This window comes from Aquibaculum sediminis, assembly GCF_040712085.1.
Lineage (GTDB): Bacteria > Pseudomonadota > Alphaproteobacteria > Kiloniellales > DSM-21159 > Aquibaculum > Aquibaculum sediminis.
Map to the genome: position 1 here is coordinate 172,760 of NZ_JBFCVK010000005.1, position 26,626 is coordinate 199,385.

At 61.8% G+C, this 26,626-nt stretch carries 27 protein-coding genes and 2 pseudogenes; 16 read left to right on the plus strand and 13 right to left on the minus strand.

Annotation, left to right across the window (positions count from 1 at the left end; all coding sequences use genetic code 11):
* The first annotated feature begins 25 nt into the window (after positions 1-25).
* Entirely contained in the window at positions 26-1,441 is a 1,416-nt protein-coding gene (pyk, locus tag ABZ720_RS09690) for a pyruvate kinase (RefSeq protein WP_366555320.1), read from the plus strand.
* 17 nt (positions 1,442-1,458) lie between these two features.
* Here pyk and rarD (ABZ720_RS09695) read toward each other — a convergent pair whose 3' ends face one another.
* From rarD (ABZ720_RS09695) to ABZ720_RS09705, 3 genes are all read right to left on the minus strand, one after another.
* Positions 1,459-2,382 (minus strand): EamA family transporter RarD, encoded by a 924-nt coding sequence (rarD, locus tag ABZ720_RS09695; RefSeq protein ID WP_366555321.1) that lies wholly within the window; start codon positions 2,380-2,382, stop codon positions 1,459-1,461.
* A complete protein-coding gene (rarD, locus tag ABZ720_RS09700; RefSeq protein ID WP_366555322.1) occupies positions 2,379-3,275 on the minus strand; it encodes an EamA family transporter RarD in 897 nt (298 codons plus the stop codon). Before rarD (ABZ720_RS09700) ends, rarD (ABZ720_RS09695) begins: the two co-directional genes overlap by 4 nt.
* A gap of 206 nt (positions 3,276-3,481) precedes the next feature.
* Entirely contained in the window at positions 3,482-4,135 is a 654-nt protein-coding gene (locus ABZ720_RS09705; protein ID WP_366555323.1) for an RSP_7527 family protein, read from the minus strand.
* A 229-nt stretch (positions 4,136-4,364) separates the two neighbouring features.
* On the opposite strand from ABZ720_RS09705, the gene ABZ720_RS09710 reads away from it, so the two are divergent.
* The gene (locus ABZ720_RS09710; RefSeq protein ID WP_366555324.1) at positions 4,365-6,209 is read left to right on the plus strand and encodes an aminopeptidase P family protein; all 1,845 of its coding nucleotides are present in this window, start codon (positions 4,365-4,367) and stop codon (positions 6,207-6,209) included.
* On the opposite strand, the gene ABZ720_RS09715 is transcribed toward ABZ720_RS09710, so the two are convergent.
* The gene (locus tag ABZ720_RS09715) at positions 6,116-6,430 is read right to left on the minus strand and encodes a zincin-like metallopeptidase domain-containing protein (RefSeq protein ID WP_366555325.1); all 315 of its coding nucleotides are present in this window, start codon (positions 6,428-6,430) and stop codon (positions 6,116-6,118) included. The genes ABZ720_RS09710 and ABZ720_RS09715 overlap by 94 nt on opposite strands.
* A 3-nt stretch (positions 6,431-6,433) precedes the next feature.
* Between ABZ720_RS09715 and ABZ720_RS09720 the strand changes: the two are divergent.
* The 9 genes and pseudogenes from ABZ720_RS09720 (at position 6,434) to ABZ720_RS09760 (ending at position 15,409) form a co-directional block, all read left to right on the plus strand.
* Positions 6,434-7,108, plus strand: a pseudogene (locus tag ABZ720_RS09720) (integrase core domain-containing protein).
* A gap of 294 nt (positions 7,109-7,402) precedes the next feature.
* On the plus strand, positions 7,403-8,146 hold the full coding sequence (locus tag ABZ720_RS09725; protein ID WP_366555326.1) for a hypothetical protein: 744 nt from the start codon (positions 7,403-7,405) through the stop codon (positions 8,144-8,146).
* Positions 8,139-11,429: a DEAD/DEAH box helicase gene (locus ABZ720_RS09730; protein ID WP_366555327.1), complete on the plus strand. Its 3,291-nt coding sequence runs from the start codon at positions 8,139-8,141 to the stop codon at positions 11,427-11,429. Before ABZ720_RS09725 ends, ABZ720_RS09730 begins: the two co-directional genes overlap by 8 nt.
* Positions 11,430-11,582: 153 nt before the next feature.
* Positions 11,583-12,161: an IS5 family transposase gene (locus ABZ720_RS09735; RefSeq protein WP_366555328.1), complete on the plus strand. Its 579-nt coding sequence runs from the start codon at positions 11,583-11,585 to the stop codon at positions 12,159-12,161.
* Positions 12,137-12,325: pseudogene (locus tag ABZ720_RS09740) on the plus strand (IS5/IS1182 family transposase); the annotation flags it as partial. The gene ABZ720_RS09735 and the pseudogene ABZ720_RS09740, both read left to right, overlap by 25 nt.
* 158 nt (positions 12,326-12,483) lie before the next feature.
* Positions 12,484-12,609: a hypothetical protein gene (locus tag ABZ720_RS09745; RefSeq protein ID WP_366555473.1), complete on the plus strand. Its 126-nt coding sequence runs from the start codon at positions 12,484-12,486 to the stop codon at positions 12,607-12,609.
* 589 nt (positions 12,610-13,198) lie between these two features.
* On the plus strand, positions 13,199-13,711 hold the full coding sequence (mobC, locus tag ABZ720_RS09750; protein ID WP_366555329.1) for a plasmid mobilization relaxosome protein MobC: 513 nt from the start codon (positions 13,199-13,201) through the stop codon (positions 13,709-13,711).
* Positions 13,708-15,015, plus strand: a complete 1,308-nt coding sequence (locus ABZ720_RS09755) for a relaxase/mobilization nuclease domain-containing protein (RefSeq protein WP_366555330.1) — start codon at positions 13,708-13,710, stop codon at positions 15,013-15,015. The genes mobC and ABZ720_RS09755 overlap by 4 nt, the downstream gene beginning before the upstream one ends.
* A gap of 22 nt (positions 15,016-15,037) precedes the next feature.
* Positions 15,038-15,409, plus strand: a complete 372-nt coding sequence (locus ABZ720_RS09760; protein ID WP_366555331.1) for a hypothetical protein — start codon at positions 15,038-15,040, stop codon at positions 15,407-15,409.
* A 75-nt stretch (positions 15,410-15,484) separates the two neighbouring features.
* Here ABZ720_RS09760 and ABZ720_RS09765 read toward each other — a convergent pair whose 3' ends face one another.
* The 3 genes from ABZ720_RS09765 to ABZ720_RS09775 form a co-directional block, all read right to left on the minus strand.
* Positions 15,485-16,210 (minus strand): Lcl C-terminal domain-containing protein, encoded by a 726-nt coding sequence (locus ABZ720_RS09765; RefSeq protein WP_366555332.1) that lies wholly within the window; start codon positions 16,208-16,210, stop codon positions 15,485-15,487.
* A gap of 122 nt (positions 16,211-16,332) precedes the next feature.
* The gene (locus tag ABZ720_RS09770; RefSeq protein ID WP_366555333.1) at positions 16,333-17,082 is read right to left on the minus strand and encodes an Lcl C-terminal domain-containing protein; all 750 of its coding nucleotides are present in this window, start codon (positions 17,080-17,082) and stop codon (positions 16,333-16,335) included.
* A gap of 7 nt (positions 17,083-17,089) precedes the next feature.
* The gene (locus tag ABZ720_RS09775) at positions 17,090-17,413 is read right to left on the minus strand and encodes a hypothetical protein (protein WP_366555334.1); all 324 of its coding nucleotides are present in this window, start codon (positions 17,411-17,413) and stop codon (positions 17,090-17,092) included.
* A gap of 192 nt (positions 17,414-17,605) precedes the next feature.
* Between ABZ720_RS09775 and ABZ720_RS09780 the strand changes: the two genes are divergently transcribed.
* The gene (locus ABZ720_RS09780) at positions 17,606-18,148 is read left to right on the plus strand and encodes a recombinase family protein (protein WP_366555474.1); all 543 of its coding nucleotides are present in this window, start codon (positions 17,606-17,608) and stop codon (positions 18,146-18,148) included.
* A gap of 22 nt (positions 18,149-18,170) precedes the next feature.
* On the opposite strand, the gene ABZ720_RS09785 is transcribed toward ABZ720_RS09780, so the two are convergent.
* Both ABZ720_RS09785 and ABZ720_RS09790 read right to left on the minus strand, forming a co-directional pair.
* Positions 18,171-18,509, minus strand: coding sequence for a low molecular weight protein tyrosine phosphatase family protein (locus ABZ720_RS09785; protein ID WP_366555335.1), 339 nt, complete (start codon positions 18,507-18,509; stop codon positions 18,171-18,173).
* A 162-nt stretch (positions 18,510-18,671) separates the two neighbouring features.
* Positions 18,672-18,902, minus strand: coding sequence for a hypothetical protein (locus ABZ720_RS09790; RefSeq protein WP_366555336.1), 231 nt, complete (start codon positions 18,900-18,902; stop codon positions 18,672-18,674).
* 465 nt (positions 18,903-19,367) lie between these two features.
* On the opposite strand from ABZ720_RS09790, the gene ABZ720_RS09795 reads away from it, so the two are divergent.
* Positions 19,368-19,565: a hypothetical protein gene (locus tag ABZ720_RS09795; protein WP_366555337.1), complete on the plus strand. Its 198-nt coding sequence runs from the start codon at positions 19,368-19,370 to the stop codon at positions 19,563-19,565.
* On the opposite strand, the gene ABZ720_RS09800 is transcribed toward ABZ720_RS09795, so the two are convergent.
* The 4 genes from ABZ720_RS09800 to ABZ720_RS09815 all read right to left on the minus strand — a co-directional run bounded on the left by ABZ720_RS09800 (position 19,562) and on the right by ABZ720_RS09815 (position 22,029).
* A complete protein-coding gene (locus ABZ720_RS09800) occupies positions 19,562-20,176 on the minus strand; it encodes a mobile mystery protein B (protein WP_366555338.1) in 615 nt (204 codons plus the stop codon). The genes ABZ720_RS09795 and ABZ720_RS09800 overlap by 4 nt on opposite strands.
* Positions 20,173-20,637: a mobile mystery protein A gene (locus tag ABZ720_RS09805; RefSeq protein ID WP_366555339.1), complete on the minus strand. Its 465-nt coding sequence runs from the start codon at positions 20,635-20,637 to the stop codon at positions 20,173-20,175. Before ABZ720_RS09805 ends, ABZ720_RS09800 begins: the two co-directional genes overlap by 4 nt.
* A 196-nt stretch (positions 20,638-20,833) precedes the next feature.
* Positions 20,834-21,094 (minus strand): hypothetical protein, encoded by a 261-nt coding sequence (locus tag ABZ720_RS09810; RefSeq protein ID WP_366555340.1) that lies wholly within the window; start codon positions 21,092-21,094, stop codon positions 20,834-20,836.
* A 32-nt stretch (positions 21,095-21,126) separates the two neighbouring features.
* Positions 21,127-22,029: an ArdC family protein gene (locus tag ABZ720_RS09815; RefSeq protein ID WP_366555341.1), complete on the minus strand. Its 903-nt coding sequence runs from the start codon at positions 22,027-22,029 to the stop codon at positions 21,127-21,129.
* Positions 22,030-22,453: 424 nt separating this feature from the next.
* Here ABZ720_RS09815 and ABZ720_RS09820 point away from each other — a divergent pair, with 424 nt between their 5' ends.
* The 3 genes from ABZ720_RS09820 to ABZ720_RS09830 are packed head-to-tail and all read left to right on the plus strand — an operon-like array spanning position 22,454 to position 26,624.
* On the plus strand, positions 22,454-22,627 hold the full coding sequence (locus ABZ720_RS09820; RefSeq protein WP_366555342.1) for a helix-turn-helix domain-containing protein: 174 nt from the start codon (positions 22,454-22,456) through the stop codon (positions 22,625-22,627).
* Positions 22,627-25,845 carry a helicase-related protein gene (locus tag ABZ720_RS09825; RefSeq protein WP_366555343.1) on the plus strand — a complete coding sequence of 1,073 codons (3,219 nt, stop codon included), beginning with the start codon at positions 22,627-22,629 and terminating at the stop codon, positions 25,843-25,845. Before ABZ720_RS09820 ends, ABZ720_RS09825 begins: the two co-directional genes overlap by 1 nt.
* The gene (locus ABZ720_RS09830; RefSeq protein ID WP_366555344.1) at positions 25,842-26,624 is read left to right on the plus strand and encodes a DUF4391 domain-containing protein; all 783 of its coding nucleotides are present in this window, start codon (positions 25,842-25,844) and stop codon (positions 26,622-26,624) included. Before ABZ720_RS09825 ends, ABZ720_RS09830 begins: the two co-directional genes overlap by 4 nt.
* Positions 26,625-26,626 lie beyond the last annotated feature (2 nt).

A 26,626-nucleotide genomic window follows, 5' to 3' on the forward strand; every position in this document is an offset into this window, starting at 1 on the left:
CAACACAACATTCCGGGGCTCCTGCATGAGACGCGCACGTAACGCCAAGATCGTCGCCACCCTTGGGCCGGCGAGCAGCGATCCCGAAGCCATTCGCCGCCTCTTCGAGGCCGGTGCCGATGTCTTCCGGCTCAACTTCAGCCACGGCACCCAGGAAGACCACCGGCGAAACTTCGACACGCTGCGCGCGCTCGAGCGCGACAGCGGGCGACCGATTTCCATCCTGCAGGACCTGCAAGGCCCCAAGCTGCGCGTCGGTCGCCTCGAAGGCGGAAAGGTCACGCTCGAAAAGGGCAGCCACTTCCGGCTCGATCTGGATGAGACGCCCGGCACCGCCGCACGGGCGCCGCTGCCGCATCCGGAGATCTTCGCCGCCCTGCAGGAAGGCGCCACCATCCTGCTCGACGATGGCCGCCTCTATCTGGAAGTGATCGAGGCCGCAGCGGATCACGCCAAGACCCGGGTCGTCGTGGGGGGCACTTTGGGCGAGCGCAAGGGCGTCAACGTCCCCTCGGTGGTGCTGCCCATCTCGCCGCTCACCCCCAAGGACCGCGACGACCTCGCCTTCGGGCTGGAGATGGGCGTCGACTGGGTGGCGCTCTCTTTCGTGCAGCGCCCCGAAGACGTGGCCGAGCTGCGCAAGCTGGTAGCCGGCCGCGCCGCCATCATGATCAAGGTGGAAAAGCCCGCCGCCGTGGATTGCCTCGAGCAGCTGCTGGAGCTGGCGGACGGCGCCATGGTCGCGCGCGGCGACCTGGGGGTCGAGATGGCCCCCGAAGAGGTTCCCGGCATCCAGAAGGACATCATCCGCGCCTGCCGCCTGGCCGGCAAGCCGGTGGTGGTGGCGACCCAGATGTTGGACTCGATGGTCCATGCCCCGGCACCGACCCGCGCCGAAGCCTCGGACGTCGCCACGGCCATCTACGACGGCGCCGACGCCGTGATGCTCTCTGCCGAGTCGGCCGCAGGCGATTATCCGGTGGAAGCGGTGGCCATGATGTGCCGCATTATCGAGCGCACCGAACGCGACCGCTCCTATCGCGCCATCGTGGAAGCCCTGCACCCCGAGCCGGAGCCCAACGCCGCCGATGCCATTTCCGAGGCCGCGGCCCAGGTGGCGACGACCATCTCGGCAGCGGCAATCGTCACCTACACCACCAGCGGCTCCACCGCCCTGCGCGCCGCCCGACGCCGTCCCACGGCGCCCATCCTGCTTCTGACGTCCCAGCGCAAGACGGCCCGGCGCCTGGTGCTGCTCTGGGGCGCCCATGCGGTGCATACCGCCGACGTCTCCTCCTTCCCGGAGATGGTGGAGAAGGCGGCCGACATCGCCCGGCGCGAAGGCTTCGCCCAGGCGGGCTCCAAGCTGGTGATCACCGCCGGCGTGCCCTTCGGCACCCCCGGCGCCACCAACGTGCTGCGTATCGCCTGGGTGGAGTGAGGCTAGTGCAGATCGGTCTATCCGGCCTTTGCCGGAGCCGCTCGGCGGCCCTCCAGCAGTGATCCCGTGGTGAAGAAGCCGACGCCCAGCCAGATGCAGGCGAAGGTGATGGCATGCGCCGTGGTGAAGGCCTCGCCGAAGGCCAGGACGGCGAGCAGGAACTGCAGGCTCGGCGTAATGTACTGCATCACCCCGACCGTGCCCAACTCCAGGCGCCGGGCCGCACCGGCAAACCACATCAGCGGCAGGGCCGTCACCGCACCCGCCGCCAGCAGCAGCAGGTCGAGCCGCAGGGAATAGCCGGAGAGGAAGAGGCTCTGGCCCTGCACCTGCACCCAGATCAGGTAGAGCAGCGCGGGCAGGAAGAGCAGCAGCGTCTCCAGGAAGAGGCCGTCGCGCGCGCCCAGGGCCATCTGCTTGCGCAGCAGGCCGTAGAAGCCGAAGCACAGCGCCAGACCGAGAGATATCCAGGGGAAGCCGTCGTTCTGCGCCGCGAGGTTCACCACGCCCACCGCCGCAACGGCGATGCCGATCCAGCGCAGGCGCCCCAGGCGCTCGCCGAGAAAGACCATGCCGAGCAGCACACTGACCAGCGGGTTGAGATAGTACCCCAGGCTGGCCTCCAGCAGGCGCTCGGTGACGATGGCGATGATGAAGATCAGCCAGTTGAGCGTGATCAGGATCGTCGAGCCGGTCAGCAGGAGCACCGTGCGCCGCTGCCGCAGGGCATCGCGGATCGGACCGTAGCCCTTGGCGTAGATCACGAGCGGCGCCAGGAACACCGCCGCCCAGACGATGCGGTGCGCCAGCAGTTCGAGGACCTCCACCGCCTCCACGGCGCGGAAATAGAGCGGAAAGAGACCCCAAGAGAGGAAGGCTGCCAGCCCGAGGGCGAGGCCGATGCTGCGGTTGCGCTGGGCGGAAATTTCTGCGGCGGTCACGCCCTCCGCTCCATCAGCGAACCGACGATGAAGCAGACAACCCCAACCCAGATGAAAACGAAAGTGACGGCATGCACGGAGGTGAAAGCCTCGCCAAAGACCAGGATGGCCAGGAAGAACTGCAGTGTCGGCGCGATATACTGCATCACGCCGATGGTCGCCAGTTCCAGGCGGCGCGCCGCCGCCGCGAACCAGAGCAGCGGCACGGCGGTCACCACACCTGACGCCATGAGCATGAGATCGCTGCCCGGCACCGCCGCGGACAGGAAGGCGCCGGTACCCTGGACGTTCAGCCAGAGCAGGAAGGCCAAAGCTAAGGGCAGCAGCAGGATGGTTTCCAGGAAGAGCCCGTCACGCGCGCCCAGCGCCGTCTGCTTGCGGATCAGACCGTAGAAGCCAAAACAGAGCGCCAGGCTGATGGAAATCCAGGGAAAGCCCTCGTGCCGCAGGGCGAGATTGGCCACGCCGATCGCGCCCAGGGCCACGCCGAGCCAGCGAAGGCGACCCATTCGTTCCCGGAGAAAGACCAGCCCCAGGAGCACGTTGATCAGGGGGTTGAGGTAGTAGCCCAGGCTGACTTCCAGCAGCCGATCGCTGACGATCGCGATGATGAAGATCAGCCAGTTGAGGGAGATGAGGACGGTCGAGCCGGCCAGGGCCAGCAGCGTGCGCCGGTCGCGCAGGGCCTGGCGCACCTTGCCCATCTCGTTGGCCAGGATGACCAGCGGCGCAAGCACCAGGGCCGACCAGACGACGCGATGGGCCAGAAGCTCGTAGGGGTCGACCCAGGCGACCTGGCGGAAATAGATCGGTGCCAGGCCCCAGAAAATGAACGTGGCCAGCCCGAAGCCGACCCCGATCGTTCTTTGCCGTTCGATTTCCGCTGCCGTCACCCGCCGCCTCTTGTCCCCTGCACGGCACTGCTGCCGCGGCGCGACTTTAGCGTGCGAAGTGCCAAACCTCAGCCCTGTCGGGCCACATGCCAGCCATGCAGCGAGAGGCGCAGCACAGAGAGCCCTTGCAGAAAGGGCTCAGGCGGAAAGTGGGTGAAAAGCCGAGCGGCCCGCCGGCACTAAGGCGGGCCGCAGGGAGAGACGGTCTAGGCGGCGCGGGCGGGTTCCGAGACTGTGTTCGCCGCTTCCGGGGCGCCGGTCCAGGTCACCTGGCTGCGCTTGGCGGCGCGGGGCTGGAACACGATGTCGGCAGCCACCGCCGGGGCGTTGAGCGGCTGCGGCTGGCGCTTCGTGACCTCGGCGGACATCTCGCCGCGCAGGTAGGCCTGGATATCGCCCGGCTCGATGCCGATGTCGGCCAGCATGCGCCGGTCCAGCGTCGCCAGATCGCGTGCGGTGCGGCGACGAACGCCCATCTCGGCGAAGCGCTGACGCAGACGGGTCATGGGGCCGGGCTCGGCCGATTCCGGCAGGCCCACGGCCTTGCGCGCGGCCGCCTGGACTTCACCGACGCCGATGCCGATGTCAGCCAGCTCGCGGGTGTCCAGCTTGGAGAGCTCCTTGACCGTCTCGCGATAGAGCTTCTGCTTGTTGGCCTCCTCGGGGCGGCCGGCAAGGCCGAGCTGCCGCCCGACCCAGCTCGCTGCGCTGGTGATCATGGCCGAGACAGCCTTCGCGCGCAGGACTTCGGCCTCGCGCATCACGTCTTCGATCTGCCGCGTGGTCAGGTTGGAAAATTGGTATGGAGTCTGTTTGGCGGTTTCCAACGCCGCCAATTCCTTTTCGGTCATCCGGGTCATCGTGTCGTGCCTTTCGTCAAACATCCGGCGGAGGCGCCGGCTAATGGGCGGTATCTTTTGTCGCCGTTGGGGTTCGCCCATGATCTAGGCCTCTTTTGCCATGCGTTCGAGCGGCTTTATTGCACCGCAGCATTGCGGGTGCAGCATGGCATGCACACGCGCGTTTTTCCTGCCGGACCGGCCCCCGCGATGCTTCCATCGCACCGCCATCTGCACTAGCTTTTGCCCCATGACAGATCACACGACACAGGCGATCCGACTGACGGCCCTGCGCGGCGAACTGCGCAACCGCGGCCTCGACGGTTTTCTCGTTCCGCGCGCGGACGAGTTTCAGGGGGAGTACGTGCCGCCTTCGGCTGAACGCCTCTCCTGGCTGACCGGCTTCACCGGTTCGGCCGGCTTTGCCGCGGTGCTGATGGATCAGGCCGCGCTCTTCGTCGACGGGCGCTACACGCTCCAGGCGGCGCAGCAGTGCAATCCCGAGCTCTACGAGATGCGCCACGTCTCGCAGCAACCCCTCGCAACCTGGCTGCGCGAACACCTGGAGGGCCGGCAGCTGGGCTACGACCCCTGGCTTCATACCGAAAGCCAGGTCCGCCGCCTGACCACGGCCTGTGAGCGCGCCGGCGGCTTGCTGGTCGCCAGCCCGGACAACCCGCTGGATGCGGTCTGGAGCGACCGGCCGGAGCCGCCGCTGGGGGAGATATCGCTCCACCCGCTGGCCTTCGCCGGGCGCAGCACGGTGGAGAAGTACGCCGATGTCGTGGCCAACCTGCGCGAGGCCGGTGCCGAGGCGGCCGTGCTGACCCAGCCCGACTCCCTGGCCTGGCTGCTGAACGTGCGCGGCAGCGACGTGCCGCGTACGCCCCTGCCGCTCTCCTTCGCCATCGTCTACATCCCCGAGGCGGCGCCGCAGGAGGAAGGCACCTCAGCCCCTGCCGGTAACCGGGAAGGCCGCATCGAGTGGTTCCTCGATCAACGCAAGCTGCCCGAGGTGCTGCAGGCGGACCTCGACCCGCGGGTGGTCCTGCGCTGGCAGGGCGAGCTGGGCGAAGCCCTGGGCGGCCTGAGCGCGCGCCGCATCCTGGTGGATCCCGACAGCGCCGCCGCCTGGGTCTTCGACCGGCTGCGCGGCGGCGAGGCCCAGATCGTCGAGGGGGCCGACCCCTGCGCCCTGCCCAAGGCCTGCAAGAACCCCGTGGAGCTGGAGGGCACCCGCGCCGCCCACCGCCGCGACGGCGTGGCCGTGACCCGCTTTCTGGCCTGGCTGGAGACGGAGACCGCGCGCGGCGCCGTCACCGAGATGCAGGCGACGGAGCGGCTGGCGGCCCTGCGCGCCGAGCAGGAGCTCTTCCGCGACCTCTCCTTCGACACCATTTCCGGCTCCGGCCCCAACGGCGCCATCGTCCACTACCGCGTCACGGAGGAGAGCGACCGCAGCCTGAGCCAGGGCGAGCTCTACCTGGTGGACAGCGGCGGGCAGTACCTCGACGGCACCACGGACGTGACCCGCACCATCGCCATCGGCGCGCCCTCGGCCGAGATGCGCGAGCGCTACACTCGGGTGCTGAAAGGCCATGTGGCGCTCGCCCTGGCCCGCTTCCCCGCCGGCACCAGCGGCAGCCAGCTCGACAGCCTGGCGCGCCGCCCGCTCTGGGAGGCGGGGCTGGACTACGACCACGGCACCGGCCACGGCGTCGGCAGCTACCTCTCGGTCCACGAGGGGCCGCAGCGCATCTCCAAGCTGCCGAACAACGTGGCGCTGCGCCCGGGCATGATCGTTTCCAACGAGCCCGGCTACTACAAGACCGGCGCCTACGGCATCCGCATCGAGAACCTGGTGGCCGTCACCGAGGCCAGCCCGCTCTCGGACGGCGAGCGCCCCATGCACGGCTTCGAAACCCTCACCCTCGCCCCCTTCGACCGCCACCTCATCGACCCGGCCCTGCTGACCTCGGAAGAGCGCACCTGGATCGACACCTACCACGCCCGCGTGCGCGAAAGCCTGACGCCGCTGCTGGACGCGGAGACGGCCGGGTGGCTGGAAGGGGCGACGGCGCCGTTGGTGGGGTGAGGTGCCAGGGACAGATCGGCGCAAAGAAACGTTGCGCCCAGTTCGGCGACAAGGTCTTCGCGGGTGTAACCTTCATCACCCCACCGTTTGCGCCCGAATTCACGGTCGAGCCGGCTCTTGTGCTTCGTCCAGTGGGTCAACTCGTGCGCCAAGGTCGCATAACAGGCTTCGGGGTGTCCCCTTAACCTTCTTTCCATGCTCTTTTTGGAAGGGAGGAACATCCAATGAAACAGTCAACGACAGCGAAGAAAGCAGCGCCGCGCGACGCGGCGAGCAAGGTGGCGCAGCAGCGGATGAGCGTGCTGGAACTGGCCAACGAACTCGGCAACGTCGCCGAGGCCTGCCGACAGCGGGGCATTGACCGAACCAGTTTCTACGAGTGGAAACGGCGGTTCCAGACGCAGGGCTTCGACGGCCTGAGGGAGCGTCATGTCGAGAGCTCCGCCCCGGGCGAGCTGCTCTCGGCCGACACCTTCTTCGTCGGCAGTCTCAAAGCAGCCCGAGGCCGCCGTCGCGATGCCGCACAACGAGGTACTGCCCTTCTACCGCACCCTCGACCTGCCGGTGAAAGCCGCGCTCACCGACAACGGCCGCGAGTTCTGCGAGACCGACCGCCACCCCTACGAACTCTACCTCGATCTGAACGGCATCGAGCATCGCCGAACCAAGGTCCGCACGCCGAAGACCAAAGGCTTTGTCGAGCGATTCAACGGCACTGTCCTCGACGAGTTCTTCCGGTGAAAATGCGCGAGACCTTCTACGAGACCGTCGAAGCGCTGCAGGCCGATCTCGACGCCTGGCTCCTCCACTACAACACCGAAAGACCCCATCTCGGCTATCGCAACATGGGTAGACGCCCCATCGAAACCGTCAAGTCATTCGTTAGTCAAGAAGGTTAAGTGGACACTTCCTGCGCTCAATGCTCCTGCAGTTCGCAAATCCTCAAATGCGATAGCCCTGGACACTGCCCTTGCCGAAAGCGCCTTATGAATCAATCCTTGAGGTGGTATGCGGAACATCCCGTCAACCTCAGTCCGTTAGGCCCTTAACACGCTCGAATGCCCGTCCTACTTACCCCCCGCCCGTCGTCCAGCTGCGAGCTGACCGAATGGTCCATTGAGGACGCGGAGCACGGCGCGTTTGTCGGGGCTCTCGCCTACCTCTATCTCCGGCAAGAGCGAAATGCTCTCCGAGTGATTGCAGATCTCGATCCAGTCAAGCGCCCGCGCCATGGCAATGTACGCGACAATGTCTTGGCAAAGCTCGCGGGTCCAGATCCTGCGGATGTCGATGAGATGACGAATGGGACGGGTTCCGCACAAAAGGCTGCCAAAGACCGCGTGACCAACCATATCGCGCAGCGGGACGGGCTGTTGTTCCAGCATGTCTCTTGGATCGCCGCCCGCATCGCGCTGCCAAACGGTCATCTGAACGCACCGCATGTTCGGAAGGCGGACAAAGGGTTCGACGGGTTCATTATCGAGTTCGACGCTGCGAAGGGAAAGGTTGAGCGCGTCATCCTCTGTGAGGACAAGGCGTCGGAGAAGCCAAGGACGCTGATCCGCCAAAGCGTGTGGAATGAGGTCAGAGGCATCGTCCGCGGCGAGCGCGACGACCAGATTCTCGCGGACATCACGACGCTGCTCGCAGGTATCGAGGGCTTGGATCACGATGGTGCCGAGGACGCAATAGACACGATGATTTGGCAAGACGTTCGCCAGTTCCGCGTCTCCGTCGCAACAGGTGTGAACCGCCGCAAGAAGGATGGCGGGTATGCCCATCTCCTGAAAGGGTTCGAGACCGTAGCGCCCGGTGCCGCTGCCACGCGGATGGGTGGAATACTGGCCTTCGATGACGTTCGAAATGGCCTCGACGCGCTCGCACGAGCCGTTGCCGACCGCGTGCGGCTGATCTCTGACGAGGGTGCTGATGTTTGACGAAAGCTCACGGCGGCTGTTGCGAAGCGCACCTGACTTGGACGGCCTTGACGCAGAGACGATGGACGAACTCCTGACGGAGGCTCACGTTGTCCTGGCGACGGTGCGTGCAGAAACGATCGACGAAGAGGTTGACGCCACTCTAGATCGTGTGAGGCGCTTAGCGGGAACCTTCGAAGCTTATGTCGCGCTCGGGCTCAGGCCGGAGCAGCGACGTGCGGCAGCTTTCGTCGCAGCGAGCGCGCATCAGATCATCGCTCGAACGCTGCAAATGCGTAGCGAAGGCCCTACGCTTCTATCGAGCGATGCAGTCGATGCCGCCTTGGCCAGTACGCTGCTCTTCCTCCTCGCCGAACGTACGGCTGACGCCCAAGAGGCGGCGATGCAGCTTCGCGCCCGAGGTGAACCGCGAGCGGCGAGACGCACACTTATCCTGTCCATCCGAGAGTTCGCTCGCAGCGAGCTACATAGCATCAACGAGCGCGATCTCGAGGAAGACCGCATCCCGAACGGCGACAGTCGAGAGGCGGCCACTGACTTCTTGTTTCGGGAATGCGCTCGCGTGGTGCAAAGCCTGGCAAGGGAAGCGCTCGGCCTCGCCGACGACGAAGCTGCTCGAGCCGATTCCGCATCGCGTCTCGACCGGGTCATGGCTCTGTCGCGGGCGACCGATAGCGGCCTCCCCGGCGAACTCGAAGGCCCCGTGTATCTCCAGTTCGCCGGACCCCACCACCTGGCTGCGCTTCTCGCGGGGCTCATCGGTGGTGTGCGCGAGACAATGCTCGTCAAACTCCCGGTGCCCGGCGGGACCAGTGTCGCGCCCTGGACCTCATGGCTGGCGACGCAAGCGGCGACGCGACCATTTCTCTGGACCAACCATCTAGCGGCAGTCCGCACCGGCTACCTCGATCGCGGGAAATCGATGGTGATGACGTCGCCTACGGGCTCGGGGAAGACCACCTTGTCCGTTCTGAAGATTGCCGCGACCCGCTGTGCTGGGAAAGGTGTCGTCTATCTCGCGCCCACACATGCACTTGTTGATCAAGTCGAAGAGGATCTGTCGGGTGAAGTCGGGCATCTGGAACCCACGAGCGTTGAAGACTTGGCGATCGACGACCTCGGAGAGCGCCTTCCCGATCTCGCCGTGATGACGCCCGAGCGTTGCCTGGCGCTGCTCAACTCCGAACCGACCCTTTTTGATAATGTCGGCCTCCTCGTCTTCGATGAGTTCCACCTGATCGGCGCCGATGCCGTCGGGCAGATAGGGCCCGGCGACAGCCGCGCGATCGACGCGATGCTCGCCCTGTTATCGTTCTCAGCAGTCCGCCGGGATGCCGATCTGCTGCTTCTCTCGGCTATGGTGTCCAATGGGAGAGAGATCGCGAACTGGTTGTCTCAGCTGTTGCGGCGAAAGGTGCTCGCCTTCGACGACCCTTGGAAGCCGACGCGGCAGCTTCGATCTTGCGTGATCTACGATAGTAGGAAGGTTCAAGAGGCGCACGCGAAAGCACAGAGCCAGCCGACAAAGAAGCAACGCAGTTTGGTTCCAGTGCGTCCGCTCGGTCTCTTTTCACTCATCGCCGGCTGGCATCCGAAGGCTCATGAGAAGCTCCTCGTTCGCCCCCTGACGAAGTACCGTCCGCCGTTGACGCGAAATCAGTACGGTCAACTCACCTCCAATAGAAACATCGTCGCAGCCGAAATCGCGGCTGAGTATGCGGCTGCCGGAAAGCGCGTGATCGTCTTTTGTGCAGACACGAAGGGGTGTGGTAGCGTTCAGAAGCGCATCGGTGAGCTGCTCGAACCCGCCGACATTCCCTTAGGTGAAGCCCACGAGGCACTGCGCGCCGCCGCGCTTGCGGATGTCGGGACCCAAGAGGCTACGTTCGACCCATCCGGTCTGCGGGCGGCGGTCCACCACGGAGATCTGCTGCCAGTCGAACGTCGCCTGACCGAGGGCGTTTTCCGATCCAAGCGCCCTACAGGTGGGCCGTCGCTTGGTCTGGAAGTCATCGCGGCGACCTCCACGATCGCCCAGGGGCTGAACCTGCCATGCGATGTAGTCGTCCTGGCCGGCACCGATCGCAGCGCTAAAGACGATCCGGGAGGAAATCCAAGAACGGACCTGCGGCCGCACGAGATCCTGAATGCCCTCGGCAGGGCTGGGCGTGCCGCCTATGCTGCGACAGGGGTGGCGATCGTCGTTCCAGCAAATCCGATCCAAGTCGATCCGGATGCGCTGAATGATTTCTCTCCAAACAGTCCTCTTCCAATCGTTTTCTCCAATCAAGACGCCTGCAGCCCCGTCATCGATCCGATCGAGCAGCTCCTCGATCAAATCGAGAGTGCTTCGTCCGACGATCCCCGAATGCAGGGGATGATCCGACGGCTCTCCGCGGTTGCGGAGGACGGGACGATCGGCTTCGACGAGATCGCGAGAGGATCCTTCGGCTACCACATGCGTCGCGTCGCCAATGAAGGCGCGGCCGACAGGTGGTTGGATGCCCGCCGGTCGGCACTTGAAACCGCTGCCGCGGCGATAATCGACCCACCCGTTCTCGATTGGCAGCAGGCCATCGCCGTCCGCAGCGGCGTACCGCCGGAGATCGTCGCCCGGTTGAACGCTGAATACGATGCCGCGCCCAATAAGGCCGTGACGACCGCAGACTGGATCGATTGGCTTTTGGATACCTCCATCAAGTCCGCCGGTGACCTGGCGCTATTCTTCAGAGCGAGCTCACTTGAAGCCGTGTTCGGACGCGCCTGGACCAATACCACAGATCGCGATGCTGCCGTTGCTGAGGTCCTTAAGGCCCTAAAGGCTATGACGCGCATGTGGTGTGAGGGCAAAACGGTCGTCGAGATCGAGGCCCACGTTCTAGCCGTGATCCACGCGAACGAGGGGCAGGTGAAACAGAAAGCTTCCCGATCCGCAACCGCACATCGCGCACGGCGGTTCGCTATCCGTATCCTTCCGGATATTGGCTTCATCTGCGGCCTGTTTGCCCAGATTGCCGCCCACCGGGCGAATGACGCCGGCGTTGAAGTGCCGCCGATCGTTTCCATGCTGCAGCGTATGGTGAAGGCAGGCGACCATGATCGACATCACGCCGTCCTCCGCACCGAGACCAAGAATCCGTCCAGGGTACGCTCATTACAGGCGTGCAACGACCTGCGACAGCATTTCTCGGCAGGCTCTCAAGATCCGATCGAAGCCGTTCAAGGCGACATCAGTCGTGCGCGACTACTTCAGGATTTCGATGATCTCGATGATTTGCTTTAGCAGGCTGCTGAAAAAGTCTCGCATCGCTGCCCGGATGGTGATTCCCTGTTTTTGGCGGAAGAACAGGGGGTAGCGATGCGCGGAGATGATCGTACGAGCGGCGTTTTGTTTTCGTACGTGAGCTGTGAGGCACGGGTTCCGACGGAGCATCCGTTGCGGGCGATCCGGGCGATTGTGGACGAGGCACTGGAGGTGCTCTCGCCTTCTTTCGAGCGGCTCTACTCGCGACTGGGTCGGCCTTCGGTTGCACCGGAGAAGCTGTTGCGCGCGCTTCTGTTGCAGGCCTTTTACTCGATCCGCTCGGAGCGCCAGTTGATGGAGCAGCTGGACTATAATCTGCTGTTCCGCTGGTTCGTCGGCCTTTCTGTGGATGCGCCGGTGTGGAATGCGACGGTCTTCTGCAAGAACCGGGACCGGCTGATCGAAGGTGAGATTGCAGACCAGTTTCTGACCGCCGTACTCAGTCAGCCCCGGGTCAAGGCGCTGCTCTCGGACGAGCACTTCTCGGTCGATGGTACGCTGATCGAGGCGTGGGCATCGATGAAGTCGTTCCGGCCCAAGATGGGCCGGATGACTCCAGCGAGCCTCCGGCTGGGCGGAACGCAGAGCGCAATTTCAGGGGCGAGAAGCGCTCGAATGAAACCCATGCGTCCAGGACCGGTCCGGACGCCAAGCTCTACCGCAAGGCCAATGGCCAGAGCAGCCGCCTGTGTTTCATGGGGCACCTGCTGATGGAGAACCGCAGCGCCTTGATCGTCGATGCCTTGCTGACCCGGGCCAGCGGCACCGCCGAACGAGAGGCCGCGCTGACCATGATCGACCGAACCAGGAAGGGTCGGCAGCGCATCACGCTCGGCGCTGACAAGGCCTACGACGTGCGGGCCTTCGTCACCGATCTGCACGCCCGCAATATCACCCCTCACGTTGCCATCGACGGTAACATCCGGGTCTCCGGCCGGCCGCGTGCGACCGCGATTGACAGGCGCATCACCCGCCAACCCGGCTATGCCAGCAGCAGCGCCTGCGCAAACGCATTGAAGAGGGCTTTGGCTGGATCAAGACGACCGGATACCTCACCAAGACTCGCCACCGCGGCCTTCATCGTGTCGGCTGGTCCTTCACCCTGACGGCTGCCGCCTACAACCTGGTTCGGCTGCCAAAACTGTTGGCAACAGGATGAGTCTGTGCAGAAACGCTCACAAACCATTGGATTGGGCGCTCAAAAGCCGAAAACAGGCGCTCCGAACGCACGAACAAAGCCCGCGCAACACCGCTTGAGCATGGAAACCGAGCGTCGGATCTCTCTCCGGCAATTTTTTCAGCAGCCTGCTAGAGCTATCCGGTACGCCTCAACCACGCGAAACCGGCCATTCGTCCTCGCTCTAGCATCGGCTGAACAGGGCTCTCTGCGGGCCTTCGCGGCGCGGTCCACGAATGGCGGCTCTGGCATCTGACTATGCCGCCTTCGCGTGGACAGCCCTGACGGATCAGGGTATTGCGCTGTCCGCGCGGCATAATCCAGAACGCGGCATTATGGGGAAGAGCCAGGAATTTCCAGAATTACCGTATGACGGTCCGTGCCCTCTGCGGCTGGAACGGCGTTATCAATCGGGTCTGATGAATGCTCATCCCCCGATAATGGGGAAGAGCCCAAATTTTTAGGGAATTGGTGGGCCTAACGGGAGAAACCTCGAACCACCTGATTGAGGCGCTGGAGGACTGGGCGCGCCATCTCGCACAACTCGACCTTGACGGTCGGAGGTGCGAAGATGACGAATCCAACGAATGATTTCAACAATTTAACCGGCGTTGAGCATGAACAGCCCACGCCGGAACCAACACCACGCCCAAAGCAGGAACCGCAGCCGGAGCCTGAAAAGCGGGAACCGACCTTTCCGGTGCCGTTTTCACTGCGGCTGAGCTTTGAAGAGCGCGCGCAACTGGAGAAGGAAGCCGCCGGTGTGCCGGTCGGTGCCTATATCCGCCAGCGCCTGTTCCACGGCAAGGAAATGCCGCGCCGGACACGCGGCAAGCATCCGGTCAAAGACCATGCCGCGCTGGGGCGCGTTCTCGGCGCGCTCGGCCAGTCGCGGCTTTCGAACAACCTGAACCAGATGGCCAGGGCCGTGAACACCGGCTCGCTGCCGGTCACGCCGGAAACCGAAGAGGCGATCCGACAGGCTTGCGCTGATGTGGGGGCCATGCGGCGCGACCTGCTGATCGCGCTTGGCCTCAATACGTCCGGCGCGGGGTCCGGTTCCGGACCGGAGCTGAAACCGTGATCCTCAAGGCGTCAGAACGCGGGGACGCGCCGCAACTGGCGCGTTACCTGCTCGCGCTCCGCGACAACGATCATGTCGAGCTGCATGACGTGCGCGGCTTTGCGAGCGACGACCTGCTGGACGCCTTTATCGAGGCCGATGCCATCGCCAAAGGCACACGCTGCAAGAACCATTTGTTCTCGATGAGCCTCAATCCGCCGGAACACGCGAATCCGAAGATCGCCGATTTCGAAACCGCGATCTCCGGCATCGAGCGCAAGCTCGGCCTTGAAGGTCAGCCGCGCGCTATCGTGTTTCACGAGAAGGACGGGCGGCGGCACGCCCATTGCGTCTGGTCGCGGGTCGATACGGACTCGATGACCGCGCTCAACATGGCGCATTACAAGACCAAGCTGCGCGATGTTTCGAAAGAGCTGTTCCTGGAGCATGGCTGGGAACTGCCGGACGGCCTGCGGGACCGGACCTGCCGCGATCCGCTGCGCTTCACGCTTCCCGAATGGCAACAGGCCAGACGGGCGAAGCTCGATCCGCGCGAACTGAAATCGCTGTTCAAGACGTGCTGGGAAACCTCGGACTCGCAGGCGGCCCTGCAAAACGCCCTGCATGAACGTGGCTTCCGGCTCGCCCGTGGGGACCGGCGCGGCTTTGTCGCCGTCGATTATCGCGGTGAAGTTTACAGCATTTCGAAATGGTGCGGTGTCCGCACCAAGGATGTGAAGGCACGGCTCGGCGATCCGGCTGCGCTGCCGTCCGTCGATCAGGCGAAGGCTCGCATCGCGGAGCGCATGACCGGCGCGATGTCCCGCTTTGTCAAAGAATTCGAGGCGGACGCCCGCAAGTATGCCGCCAGCCTGGAGTTTCGCCGGACGGAAATGGCCGCGCGGCACCGCGCCGAACGCAAGGAGCTGGCTGACGGGCTGGAAAAGCGCCGCGTCGCCGAAACCAACGCCCGCGCGGCACGCCTGCCGAAAGGCATGAAAGGCATCTGGCACCGCATCACGGGGCAATATGCGCAGATCAGGCGGCAGAACGAGCGTGAAGCCTGGCAGGCCCATCTGCGCGATCAGGCCAAACGCGACGCCGTGATCCTCGAACAGCGCGACGAACGCCGCGCGCTCCAGCGCGAAATCGGTGAGCGCCGCCAGCAGGAACAGGAAGAGCTGTTGCAGCTCCGCGCGGACGTGGCGCGCTACGCGGCCATGCAGGAGCGGGAACAGGACGCATCGCCGTCCCGCGAAACGGGCCGCCGCCGCCAGCGCAATCGTGACCGATCCAGAACGCAGCCGCGTTCCCCGAAACCATGACGAAAGCAGAAAGGAATACGAAATGCGTGATGAAGAGCATGTGCTGACGGTCCCGGAATATCGGGAGTCCATCAGAAACGAAATCAAGCGCGTTCTGAAAAGGCATGACAGCATCCGGAACGCTCATGCCGAAGACGACGGTATGCAGCGGGTTGTGCTGAGCCTGCCGAAAGAAATCGTGTATCTGGCGCGGTTCCTGGCGATCCTGGAAAAGGAAGAAATGCCCGCCTCGCTGCGCCTGTGGCAATATGCCGAGGAAGACGGCAAGGACGTTCCGGCGCTCCAGCGTCACCTGAACAGTGCCATGCGGCGCTATCTCGAAGATGAAGTAACCATAAGGATGAATGTCGCATTGGCCACGCTGAATGCGGACGTGAAACCCGGCGTGAAATAGGCTCTTCGCCCTGCCGTGTCACCGGCAAGCCGCCACTGCGCGGCGGGCGCGGGCTGTAGCGGCAAGAAGAGCGCCCTACTTCCGGACACAGCGGACGGCAATTTTATTACCCTTCATGACGTTGAACTGGTTGCCATCGCTGAATCTCTGGTAGCACGCACCGTAGTTTATGTCCTCCGAGGAAGACCAATAATACCCTGCGGGAAACGAACCGCTTTCATTGAAAGTGCCGTCCAGGTCGCCCGCATTCTTGTTCGTATAGAGGACATCAAGCTCGTCCCGCGCGGGCAGGTACCAGTCATCATGCCCGTGCGCGCTCAGTTCTTCGCACAAAACAAACGCGTTGGGCGTATAGCCGTCATCGGGGTTATAATCGCCGTCGCCCGCCCGCACATGGGCGTACACATTTGCGGTATTCGCTGCGCCGGTCACGCTGGACGTTGATTCTGTTTCGAAGCCGTAGGCTCCCCAGAATGCACCGCTGCTTTGATCGGCATCCGTCGTGTACATCGGGTCGTCGCCGTCGGGCGTGTCGCCCGCATAAATCGTACCGTCATCGCAGGTCTGGCCGAGCGATGGCGGTGAGCCACCGGTGCAAGGATGGCAACCGCTGCCGTCAGGACAGCCGGGTTCGTGAAAGGCCGTCGTCCAGCCATGGACGGCGGTGCAGCCCTGGATGACGTCATAATTCGTATTGAAGATTGCATTGCCGATATCGCTGTCCGGCCCAATGCAATTCTGCGCCGCAGCGGGGCCAATCCCCGTAATGATGAAAATAAAAACAAAAACAATCAAACGCATGTAATAACCTTATAATTCCTTCCTTGTCTAAAACGGCGCATGTTCACAATGCGCCAGAATAAAATCTGAGAATTTTAGACCCCGCTTCGCGGGGTCTTTAAATAATTAAATAACCAAATAATTCATCTCCGGACGCAGCGGACGGCAAGCCCATTGGTCTTATTGAAGCCGCTCTGGCCGCCGTCACTGAATCTCTGGTACCGCGCATAGCTGTAATTGTACTCCGAGGAAGACCAGTAGTACCCGGCGGGCAACGAACCGCTTTCGTCAAACGTGCCGTCCAGATCGCCCGCATTCTTGTTGGTGTAGAGTACGTTCAGTTCGTCCTGCGCCGGAAGATACCAGTCGTCATGACCGTGCGCCGATAGCCCGTCACAATGTTCTGCCGCCGCGAAGGGATAATCGGGTTCGCCTGTCGCCCCGATCAGGAAAGCCGTATTCGCTTCACCGGTTTGACAGGATGATGCCGCGCCGGGCGTATCGTCCGTACAATTCTCCATCGCCGTATCTTGGTAATTAGTCGTGCCGTCATTCCAGGTGTGGGTCGAAGGCGCATCCGCGTCCGTCGTGTACATCGGGTCGCCGCCGTCCGGCGTGTCGCCCGCATAAATCGAGCCGTCACCGCACGTATCGCCCGGAGAGGGCGTTCCACATTCGCAGGGATCAGGGTTACAAGATGCGCAGGGGTCGCTTATCTCCAAGTCCTCCCAGAGTCCGCTCTCACAAGACAGGCGGTATGTTTCGCCGCTCAGTTCGGGTCCGCCAGAGCGCATGTAAGCACCTGCGGGATATCCGGCGCAGCTATCGCACGGCTCCGGTTCTTGCGCCTGCGCGGTGAAGACCGGCAGGGCGATTGCAAGAACAGCGATCAATAGCAACCTACTCCGCATCGGCACCATCCTTTTCGGTGTCCGGCGCAGTGTCCGCGTTGCCTGTCACGTCATCAAAATGCTCTGTCCCGTAAACAGTCACGGTGCTGCCAAGGCCGATGCTTTCGCGGACATGTAGCCCGTCCTCTTTCAGAACGGCGGCAAGGGCATCATCGACATAGAACCGGATTTCATCGGCCTCGGAATCGGCCACAATCCGCGTCGGTTCGGGGTCTTGTGTATTCGCGTTCTGGGCGGAAGTGGTACCAGAGACAAAAAACAATGCTACAAATATAAATAATCTTCGGACAATACCTTTATTACATTTCCACATGATAAAAACCTTGGTTTTTGATCATGGGGAATAGCGATAATGTAGGGTTAGAAAAGTTGGTGAAAAACAATAATCTAATCGACTTTAACATGTTTGTAATTTTTGATATGGTATTATTTCATAATGGAACCTTTCCGAATTCCGTCCCTTCCCGAAGAAAACCAGAGGATATCCGTCATCGGCCCCCGCAGGATAGGCTATGCCCGCGTCTCGACAGACGAACAGAACCTCGACATGCAGCGTGCGGCGCTGCATGCCGCCGGGTGCGAGATCATCTACGAGGATCGCGGAATCTCCGGCAATGTTGTCAGCCGTCCCGGCTTGCGGCGGGCTATGCGCGGGCTCAAGCCCGGCGAGGTGCTGGTCGTCTGGCGGCTAGACCGGCTGGGGCGCTCGCTCAAATATCTGATCGAACTGATGGGAAAGTTGCAGGATCGCGGGATCGGCTTTCACTCGCTGCAAGAGCAGATTGACACCACAAGCGCCGCCGGGCGGTTCTACCTGCACATGCTCGGCGCGCTGGCGGAATTCGAGCGGGAGTTGATCCGCGACCGCACGAAGGCGGGCATGAATGCCGCCCGCGCGCGCGGCGTGCGGCTGGGACGCCCGCCGAAGCTCTTGCCGGAGCAGGTCGAGAAAGCGCGCAAGCTGCGCGCGCAGGGGCGCAGCTTCGATGACATGGCCCCCGATTTCGGCGTCAGCAGCCTGACGCTGCGGCGGGCGCTGGCGGGGTGAAACCGGGCGCACACGCCTTTGACTATTCGTCACCTGTAAAATACCGCAAGCGCGGCTCGATCTTTTCTTTCAGCAGTGTGACCAATTCCGGATCGCCGCGCTCGTATTCGTCCGGGATATTCAGCGTGATGATCCGGTTGTCCGGCGGGCGCTGTTTGAACTTCTTGCGGATGCGTTCACGGTGATGGCTTTCCATCGCAAAGATCATGTCGGCGGAGGCCACCAGCGCCTTCGTCAGCGGGCGCTGTGAGTCTGAATCCGTCCCTGCCGATATCACTTCAATGCCGGGCCGGTCCCGGAACACATCTTCGGCGGTCGGACTTCTGAGCCTATTGACGGTGCAGACGAACAGGATACGCATGGCGGCACTGTAGCAGGTCCACCGCGCCTGTGCAGTGCCAACCGGCAAACCTCGTGCTGCGTCCGATGTCAATCCGGGCGCAGCCACGCGATACGATACGGCATGAGTATATGTCGCAGGCGGCGGGTGATGGCGGGGGCGCTAAGCGCGCCCCTCGCCGTTTCAGGCACCGGCCTGCCGGTCGGCGGGGTCTTCCGGCGGCTGGCGCAGGACGATGCGGCCATTGATGGGGACGACTTCGAGCTGGAGCGTGTAGCCCTTGTCGTCCTTGTGCCGCCACGCGGCCCCGACCTTGTTCCAGAACGATTTCTCGCCCTTGTCGATGACGTGCCAGGCGAGGAAGTCCGGCGCGTTATACTGCGGGGCGTTCGGTTTCGTGTTTGTGCGGGCCATGATGGTTCTCCTTTGGTTTGGGGTTGGCTCGTTACGCCATTCCGCAAGACCGGACGGAGAAGGTCCGGCGTCATATCCCACACGGTCCTGCGCCAAGGCTTCGGGCCGCAGGCGGCAGGGGTGGTGCGGGCAGGATATTGACGGCGGACCGCGTGCGGTCAGGAAGTCAGGCGTTTCAGAACGAGGCGGCACCACGCCAAGGGTTGATCCGTCGCCCGTGCATCGCGTGACCGGCGCTCACCGCGTCACCGCGCGTCTCTTTCCCGCTGCGCCCCGACCGTGCAGCTCTTCCGGAAATCAGTGATGGCAGAAAGGGCCGTGTAAACGGACAAGGCGATCAAGGGCTTGATCTGTGCCTGCTCCACTGCGTTGCGCCCGAAGGTGTCCGATAGGCCGCTTCCTGCGCCTCCCGATCCCGCGAAGACCTGAATTGGTCGGGTCTCGAAACGGGAAAGGAGAAAGCCCATGACCACGTTAATCACCATCCACGAACTGCAAGGTTTGACGGATCAGGAGCTTGGCGAGCTGCACCAGCTCTTCACGATCCTGCTGTCCGAAACCGCGCCGCATACGCCGGAGCGCCGCGCCATCCTGGCGACGCTCGAAAATATCGAGCGCACCATGGGGCTTGCCGCCGCACCGGCAAGCGGTATCAAGCCTTAGCCGGTCCCGTCTGGCGCGGCCCCGGTCGCGCCGACGAATTCCAGCAACGGGCCGAATTCCCCGCCGTCAGCGGCGCGCAGGGCGGCGATATAGGCATTGCGGCGCTCGTTGTCGGCTTGCAGGTCAAACCCGCTGGCCCATGCGACAGGCGGATGATCGTAAACTTCTTCGAGCAGGATATCGGCGGCGATACGGGCATGACGGCCATTGCCGTTCGGGAACGGGTGTATCTGCACCATGCGGTGATGAAAGCGCGCGGCGGCTTCGAGGGGCGGAAAAACACCGTTCTCCGCCCAGTAGCGCGCATCGCCGAGTAACATGCGTAGCTGCGCCCCGATCTGGAACGGGTCGATGCCGATATTTTTCTCGGTGAGGCGGTATTCGCCCGCCCAGCTCCATACATCGCCGAAGAGCCGCTTGTGCAGCGTGCGGATAAAGGCGTCGTCGAAGATATCACCACTGCGCCGCCGCGATACCCAGGCAAGACCCTGCTCGATATTGGCCTGCTCCAGCTCGTCGAGTTCACCGCGCGTTGTGATATGCGGGAATTTAAGCCCCTGCTTCTCGTCGGGATCGAGCGGCGTTGCGCCTTCGGGTTCCTCGAAGGTCATTTGACCTCCCAGAAGTCGGGCGGCACGTCGCGCACAAGCTCGTCGGCCAGTTCCTCGATCCGCCGCTTGGTCTCCGCGCTCGGCAGGGATTGCTTTTCAAGGGCCATGTGGGCGCTCGCGCGGCGTATACGGGCTTCGGCCTTGCGCCGTGCCTGCGCGCGGATCACGTCATCGACACTGCCTTCGGGGACAATGGCATAAACAAAGCGCCCGCCCATGGCTTCGGCAAGTTTTTGCATCTGGTTGATCGTGATCGCGCCGTCGCGCTCGTTGCGCTCGGCCTGATAGACGGCGTTGCGGCTAACATCCATGCGGGCGGCGACTTCCGCGCCGGACATGCCAAGCGCCTTGCGCAGCGTGGCAAGCCATCCTTCGGATGGTTTTTGGATGGAATCAAGCTGCTGCGCAGCGCGATCCATGATCCGCACATATTGCTTTCTTGCTGTGTCCTTGACGCTCATTGCCTATCACCTCATGGGCATGGAAGCCCTGCTTGCATATTATATGATAGGCGAAATGCTTCATGATGTCAATGTATTGATGTGCAAACACCAGTAAAACGCCCATCTATTGATAGGCGTTTATACCTTGTATGCCTATCAGAAGATAGGCAGAACGCGGCTGGCCCAGCGGCCAGCCGCGAAAATCTTCCGCCCCTTAAAACAGCGATAGTTGCGCGCCCCGCCAGCCGGTTTGTTCGGCTTCATGATCGAGCCATGCTGTGGCGAAAACGGCGGCACCGCCATATTCGGCCACGCTACCGGGGACAAGAAAGCATGAGCGATAACCTGTCTCCGTGACAGGAAGGCGCGCGCCCGTCTGCGTCCTTAACTCAAGGTGCTCGGTGATGCCGAATTTGTCCGGCGTGAAAGTGATCTCGATTTCAATGCCGCGCCATATGATGATGTGCTTTTCCATCGCTCAGCCCTCCTTGCGGGCGAAGCCGCCGCTTACGCGGCGACTCCTTCCTGCTGTTCGGGTTGCTTCTGGAATTTGTGCAGGTAATCCGCCGCGCGCTGCGCATGGGCGGCGGCGCTGAATATCGCCCGCTTGTCGTCGCGCAGAACCTTTAGCCAGCTCTGAATATAGGCGGCATGATCGGTGCCAGGTTCCGGCGTCAGGGCCAGATCGGCGCAAAGGAACGCCGCGCCAAGTTCGGCGACCAGCTCTTCGCGGGCATAGCCTTCATCGCCCCACCGTTTGCGCCCGAAACTCCGGTCCAGCCGCTTTTCGTGCTTCGTCCAGTGGGTCAGCTCATGCGCCAGCGTGGCATAGTAGGCTTCAGGACTGCGGAAGCTCTCGAACACCGGCATCTGCACATGGTCCGTCCCGCCGCTGTAATGGGCGCTGTTCCCGCCATGGCGGATATCCGCGCCCGTGGCGGCAAAGAATTCCTCGGCATGGTCGATCCGCTGCGCCGGATCAATGACCGGCTCCGGCTTGGCATAGAAGTGTTCCGGCAGCCCTTCGATCTGCTCGACGTTGAAAACGCTGTAGCCCTTCATGAACGGGATTTGCCGCTCTTCCTCGCTGCCGTCCTCGGTCTCTTCGGTCTTGGTGATCGTGTTGGCGTAAACGACCAGATTGCCGCGCTCGCCCTTGCGGACATGCGCCCCGAATTCCTTGGCCTGTTTGAAGGTCATCCAGAACGGCGAAAGATAGCCGCCCTCCATCGCCGCGCCCCAAAGCATCAGGACGTTGATCCCGCTATAGGGCATGCCGTTGTGGCGCAGCGGCTTGACGATCCGCCCGTCCATGTTGCCGGCGCTCCATGGCTTGAGCCATGTCAGTTCGCCTTGCTCCAGATCGGCAATAATCTTGTCGGTCACTTTTTGATAGATATCGGTTTTCATTGGCTTTTCCTCCTTATAAAGCCGGTTGCACATGCAACCGGACTAGGCCCGCGCCAATGAGCGGGGGGAGACCGTCAGGACCGCAGACAGCGGAGGGGGATCACCCGTCCTGCACAAGCCGCAGGTGCGGAAGGACGGGGAAACCGCTGGCTGCGCCCGCAGCACATGCGGAGGGCTTGGTCTTGACGGAGGACGGGGCCGCAGGCCCCAAAGCAAAGAAGGTGTCAGCCCGTCAGGGCTGGCCGATAATGCGCAAGGGATGGAAGCCGGATGGCCGAGACAAGCCAACGGCGCAGGCTCGGTTCACGACAGCCCGGCCCGCAGGGTGCGCCGATAGCGTACTAAAGGGTTGAGATATTCCTATTTTTCCCGTATTTTCCCGATTAGTGCTGATTGTTCCGAGGCGGACATGGATACGGACATAATGACGATCAAGGACGTTTCGGCCTATCTGAAGATCACGGAAAAGACCGCCTACCGCCTCACAGCGGAAGGGAAAATTCCTGGCTTCAAGGTCGGGGGTGCGTGGCGATTTAGGAAGCAGGAGATTGATGCCTGGATTGAAGAGCAAATGAAAGACAGCGAGACGCACAAATAATGCTGCTGGACAACAAAAAGAACGGCAAAGTCGGAGACGCCCTGCGTGAGCATTTAAACACGGGGTCACGGCTGTCTGTGATTTCGGGCCTGTTCTCGATCTACGGCTTTGAATCCCTGAAGAACGAGTTGAAGGGACTCGACGCATTTCGTCTCATCCTGGCTCAAGAGCCCGCGAACGATTTGTCAGACGGAAATGCAGCCGCGTTGGCGGGCGACGAGTTCGAGCTGCGCTTTCGGAACCGCCTCGACCAGAGCCGCATAGCGAAAGAATGCGCGAAATGGCTGTCGGAAAAGGCCGACATTAAAATTGCGAAAAACCCCCGTGCCTTTGGGCAGAATCTTCTGTTCGCCCAGGGCAAGGACGGTGATGCCATCGGCATTCAGGGCAGTTCCACCTTTACGTCTACGGGCTTCGGCTACTCTGAGTCCAATCGCTTCCACATGAATATGTGCGCCAAGGACGCGCCGAGTACCGAGGCGATGCTGGAGTGGTTCGAGACGATCTGGAACGACCCGTCTGCGGTCGAAGATGCAAAGTCCATCCTACTCGAAAGGCTTGAAAAGCTCGTCGCCGACCAAACGCCCGAATTCATTTATTTCCTGACGCTCTATAATATCTTCAAAGATTTCCTGGAAGATATTGATGAGGAAAACATCATCAAATCGAAGACGGGATTCAAGGACACGACAGTATGGAACAAGCTCTACAAGTTCCAGCAAGACGGCGTTCTGGGTGCTATCGACAAACTTGAAAAATATAATGGCTGCATAATCGCAGATAGCGTGGGCTTGGGTAAGACGTTCGAGGCCCTCGCCGTCATCAAATACTACGAGCTGCGCAATGACCGCGTTCTGGTTCTCTGCCCTAAGAAACTTCGGGATAACTGGACGGTCTTCACGGTAAACGACAAGCGCAATCTGCTAGCGACGGATCGCTTCAATTATGATGTTTTAAATCACACCGACCTGACCCGCCTCCAAGGCCGATCAGGCGAGATCAATCTCGAAACGCTGAATTGGGGAAATTATGATCTGGTCGTCATCGACGAGTCCCACAATTTCCGGAACGCAAGCTCCGCCAAGGAAGGGCTGACGCGCTACTCGCGGCTGATGGATGAGATCATTCGTTCGGGCGTGAAGACCAAGGTGCTGATGCTTTCAGCGACCCCCGTGAACAACCGCATGAACGACCTGAAGAACCAGGTCGCCTTTATCACGGAAGGCATAGACAGTGCCTACAGTGAACAGGGCATCGGCAGCATCGAAGAGACGTTGCGCAAGGCGCAGACGCGCTTCAATAACTGGCTGCGCCAGGGCGAGGACGAAAGAACGGTCGAAGCCCTTCTCGACGGTATGAACTTCGATTATTTCAAGTTGCTCGACCTTTTGACGATTGCACGGTCGCGCAAGCATATCGAGAAATATTACGATGTGACGGAGATCGGCTCATTTCCCGAACGGCTCCAGCCGGTCAACATCAAGGCGGATATCGACACGTTGGGGCAGTTTCCGCCTCTGCGTGAAATCAACCGGACAATCCGCAAGTTGAACCTGAGCGCCTACTCGCCGCTGAAATATGTGCGGACAGACAAGCGCGAGGAATACAGCCGCAAATACGACGTGAAGGTAAAAGGCGGTCAGTCGGTGTTCCGGCAGATCGACCGTGAAGAGAGTCTTATCCACCTGATGCGCGTGAACCTTCTCAAGCGCATGGAAAGCTCGATCAACTCCTTCGCCCTGACACTGGAAAAGCTGCTCGGAGAGGTAGAAAGCCTGCTCGAAAAGCTGGAAAGCCATAGCTCCGAGGATATCGAAGAGATCGGAATCGAGGATGTCGAAACCGATGCCCCTGAATTCGATGCCTATCTGATCGGGCGCAAGGTGAAGGTGCTCATCAAGGATATGGATGAGCATCGCTGGCGGCAGGATTTGCAGGACGACCGCACCAAGCTTGCAGAGTTGCTGGACGAAGCTCGCAAGATCGAGGCAAGCCGCGACGCCAAGCTCCACCGATTGCGGGACTTGATCGCCGAGAAATGCAACAATCCGATCAACGCGGGCAACCGCAAGATCATCGTCTTCACGGCTTTCACCGATACGGCGAACTATCTCTACGAGAATATCGCGGGATGGGCCAAGGACACGCTAGGCATCAACGCCGCACAGATCACGGGCAGCGGGACAAACAAGACAAACATGCCCGGCCAGAGCAGCAACTTCGATAACCTGCTAGCCGCCTTCTCCCCTGTTTCGAAGGAGCGGGCAAAAATCGACGAAGGCGCGACCGACGAGATCGACTTGCTCATCGCGACCGACTGCATCTCTGAGGGGCAAAACCTTCAGGATTGCGATTACCTTATCAACTACGACATCCACTGGAATCCTGTTCGCATCATCCAGCGATTTGGGCGCATCGACCGCCTTGGCTCGAAAAACGCCGTGATTCAGCTTGTGAACTTCTGGCCAAACATGGAGCTGGACGAGTACATCAACCTGGAGGCTCGGGTCAGCGGGCGCATGGTGCTGCTCGATATCTCTGCGACGGGCGAAGAGAACGTCATTGAGCAGGACAGTGCAGGTCAGATGAACGATCTGGAATATCGGCGTAAGCAGCTTGAACAGCTCCAGAAGACTGTCGTCGATCTGGAGGATATGTCGGGCGGTGTGTCGATCACCGACCTGACGCTCAACGACTTCCGCATGGATTTGTCGGCCTTCATGAAGGAACACCTGCATGAGCTGGAAAGCGCCCCCACGGGCTTGTTCGCCGCCGCGACGCTCGATCACGCGCTCAGGCTGGATGGCCTGCCTTCGGGCGTGGTTTTCTGCCTAAGAAATGTCGGCAAGCCCGTCAGCAACGATGACGGCTACGCGCTTGCGCCTTACTATCTCACCTATGTCAGCGATGACGGCCAGGTCAGCCTGACCTTCACGCAGTCGAAGAAAGTCCTCGATGTCCTGAAAAAGCACGGCCACGGCAAGCGTTCCGTGGACACGGAGGCCGTCGCCCGCATGAACGCGAAGACGAAGAGCGGGCGTGACATGGGCCACTACCGCGCCTTGCTCGAAGCTGCCGTCGCGAGCGTGGTCGGCAAGTCCGAGGAAAAAGGCGTGGAAAGTCTCTTCTCGCGCGGCGGCACGAACCTTACCAAGGACAGCTTTCAGGGCATGGAGGATTTCGAGGTTGTCAGCTTCATGGTGGTGAATGCGCCATGACTGATATTCGCAACCTTGACCAATTCTATGACAACTTGTCCCTACCGGACGCCTGCGTCCTCAGCAAACGCCTGTTCAAAAAGCAGTTTTACCAGCATGGCCAGCTCGGCGCAGCTGACAAGAAAGCCTTTGTCGAAGATATCGACGGGATTGAATGGCGCTACACGATCAAACCCTCGACGATCAACATCCCCAAGCACGAAAACGACACGCTTGAGTATCTGGAGATCGCCATTTTGCAGGTGGTTCTCACCGCCGCCGAACGTCACCTCCGCATCGCTGCGGTCATCCAGAAGGCAATCCCCTATCCCCTGCTGATCGTCTTCGTTTGCGGTTCGCGGCTGGCGATCACCGCCACCGACAAACGGATTAACCGTGCCGACGCGAACAAGATCGTTGCAGAGGGCAGCTATGATACGGGCTGGATCGACCTGACCGCACCTGATGCCGCGCAAACTGCCTTCCTGAACGATTTCCGCGTCACGAAATTCAGCTACCGCAACCTCTACGACTTCTATCAGGATGCGGTCGCACGGATCATCGCCCTGAACTGCGCCGTCCACACGGGACGCTATGCGCTGCAAGCCGAAGCGGACAAAACACCCAAGGGCAAGACGGAGCGCCTGGAGGCGCTGCGTCAGATCGAGAAGTTTCACCAGGAGCGGAGCGAACTCCGCAACAAACTGAAGAAAGAGAAGAACCTTGGGACTCAGGTCAGCCTGAACACCAGGATCAAGCAACTGAGTGACCGCATCGAGGCGGCGCGCAACAAACTCTGAGG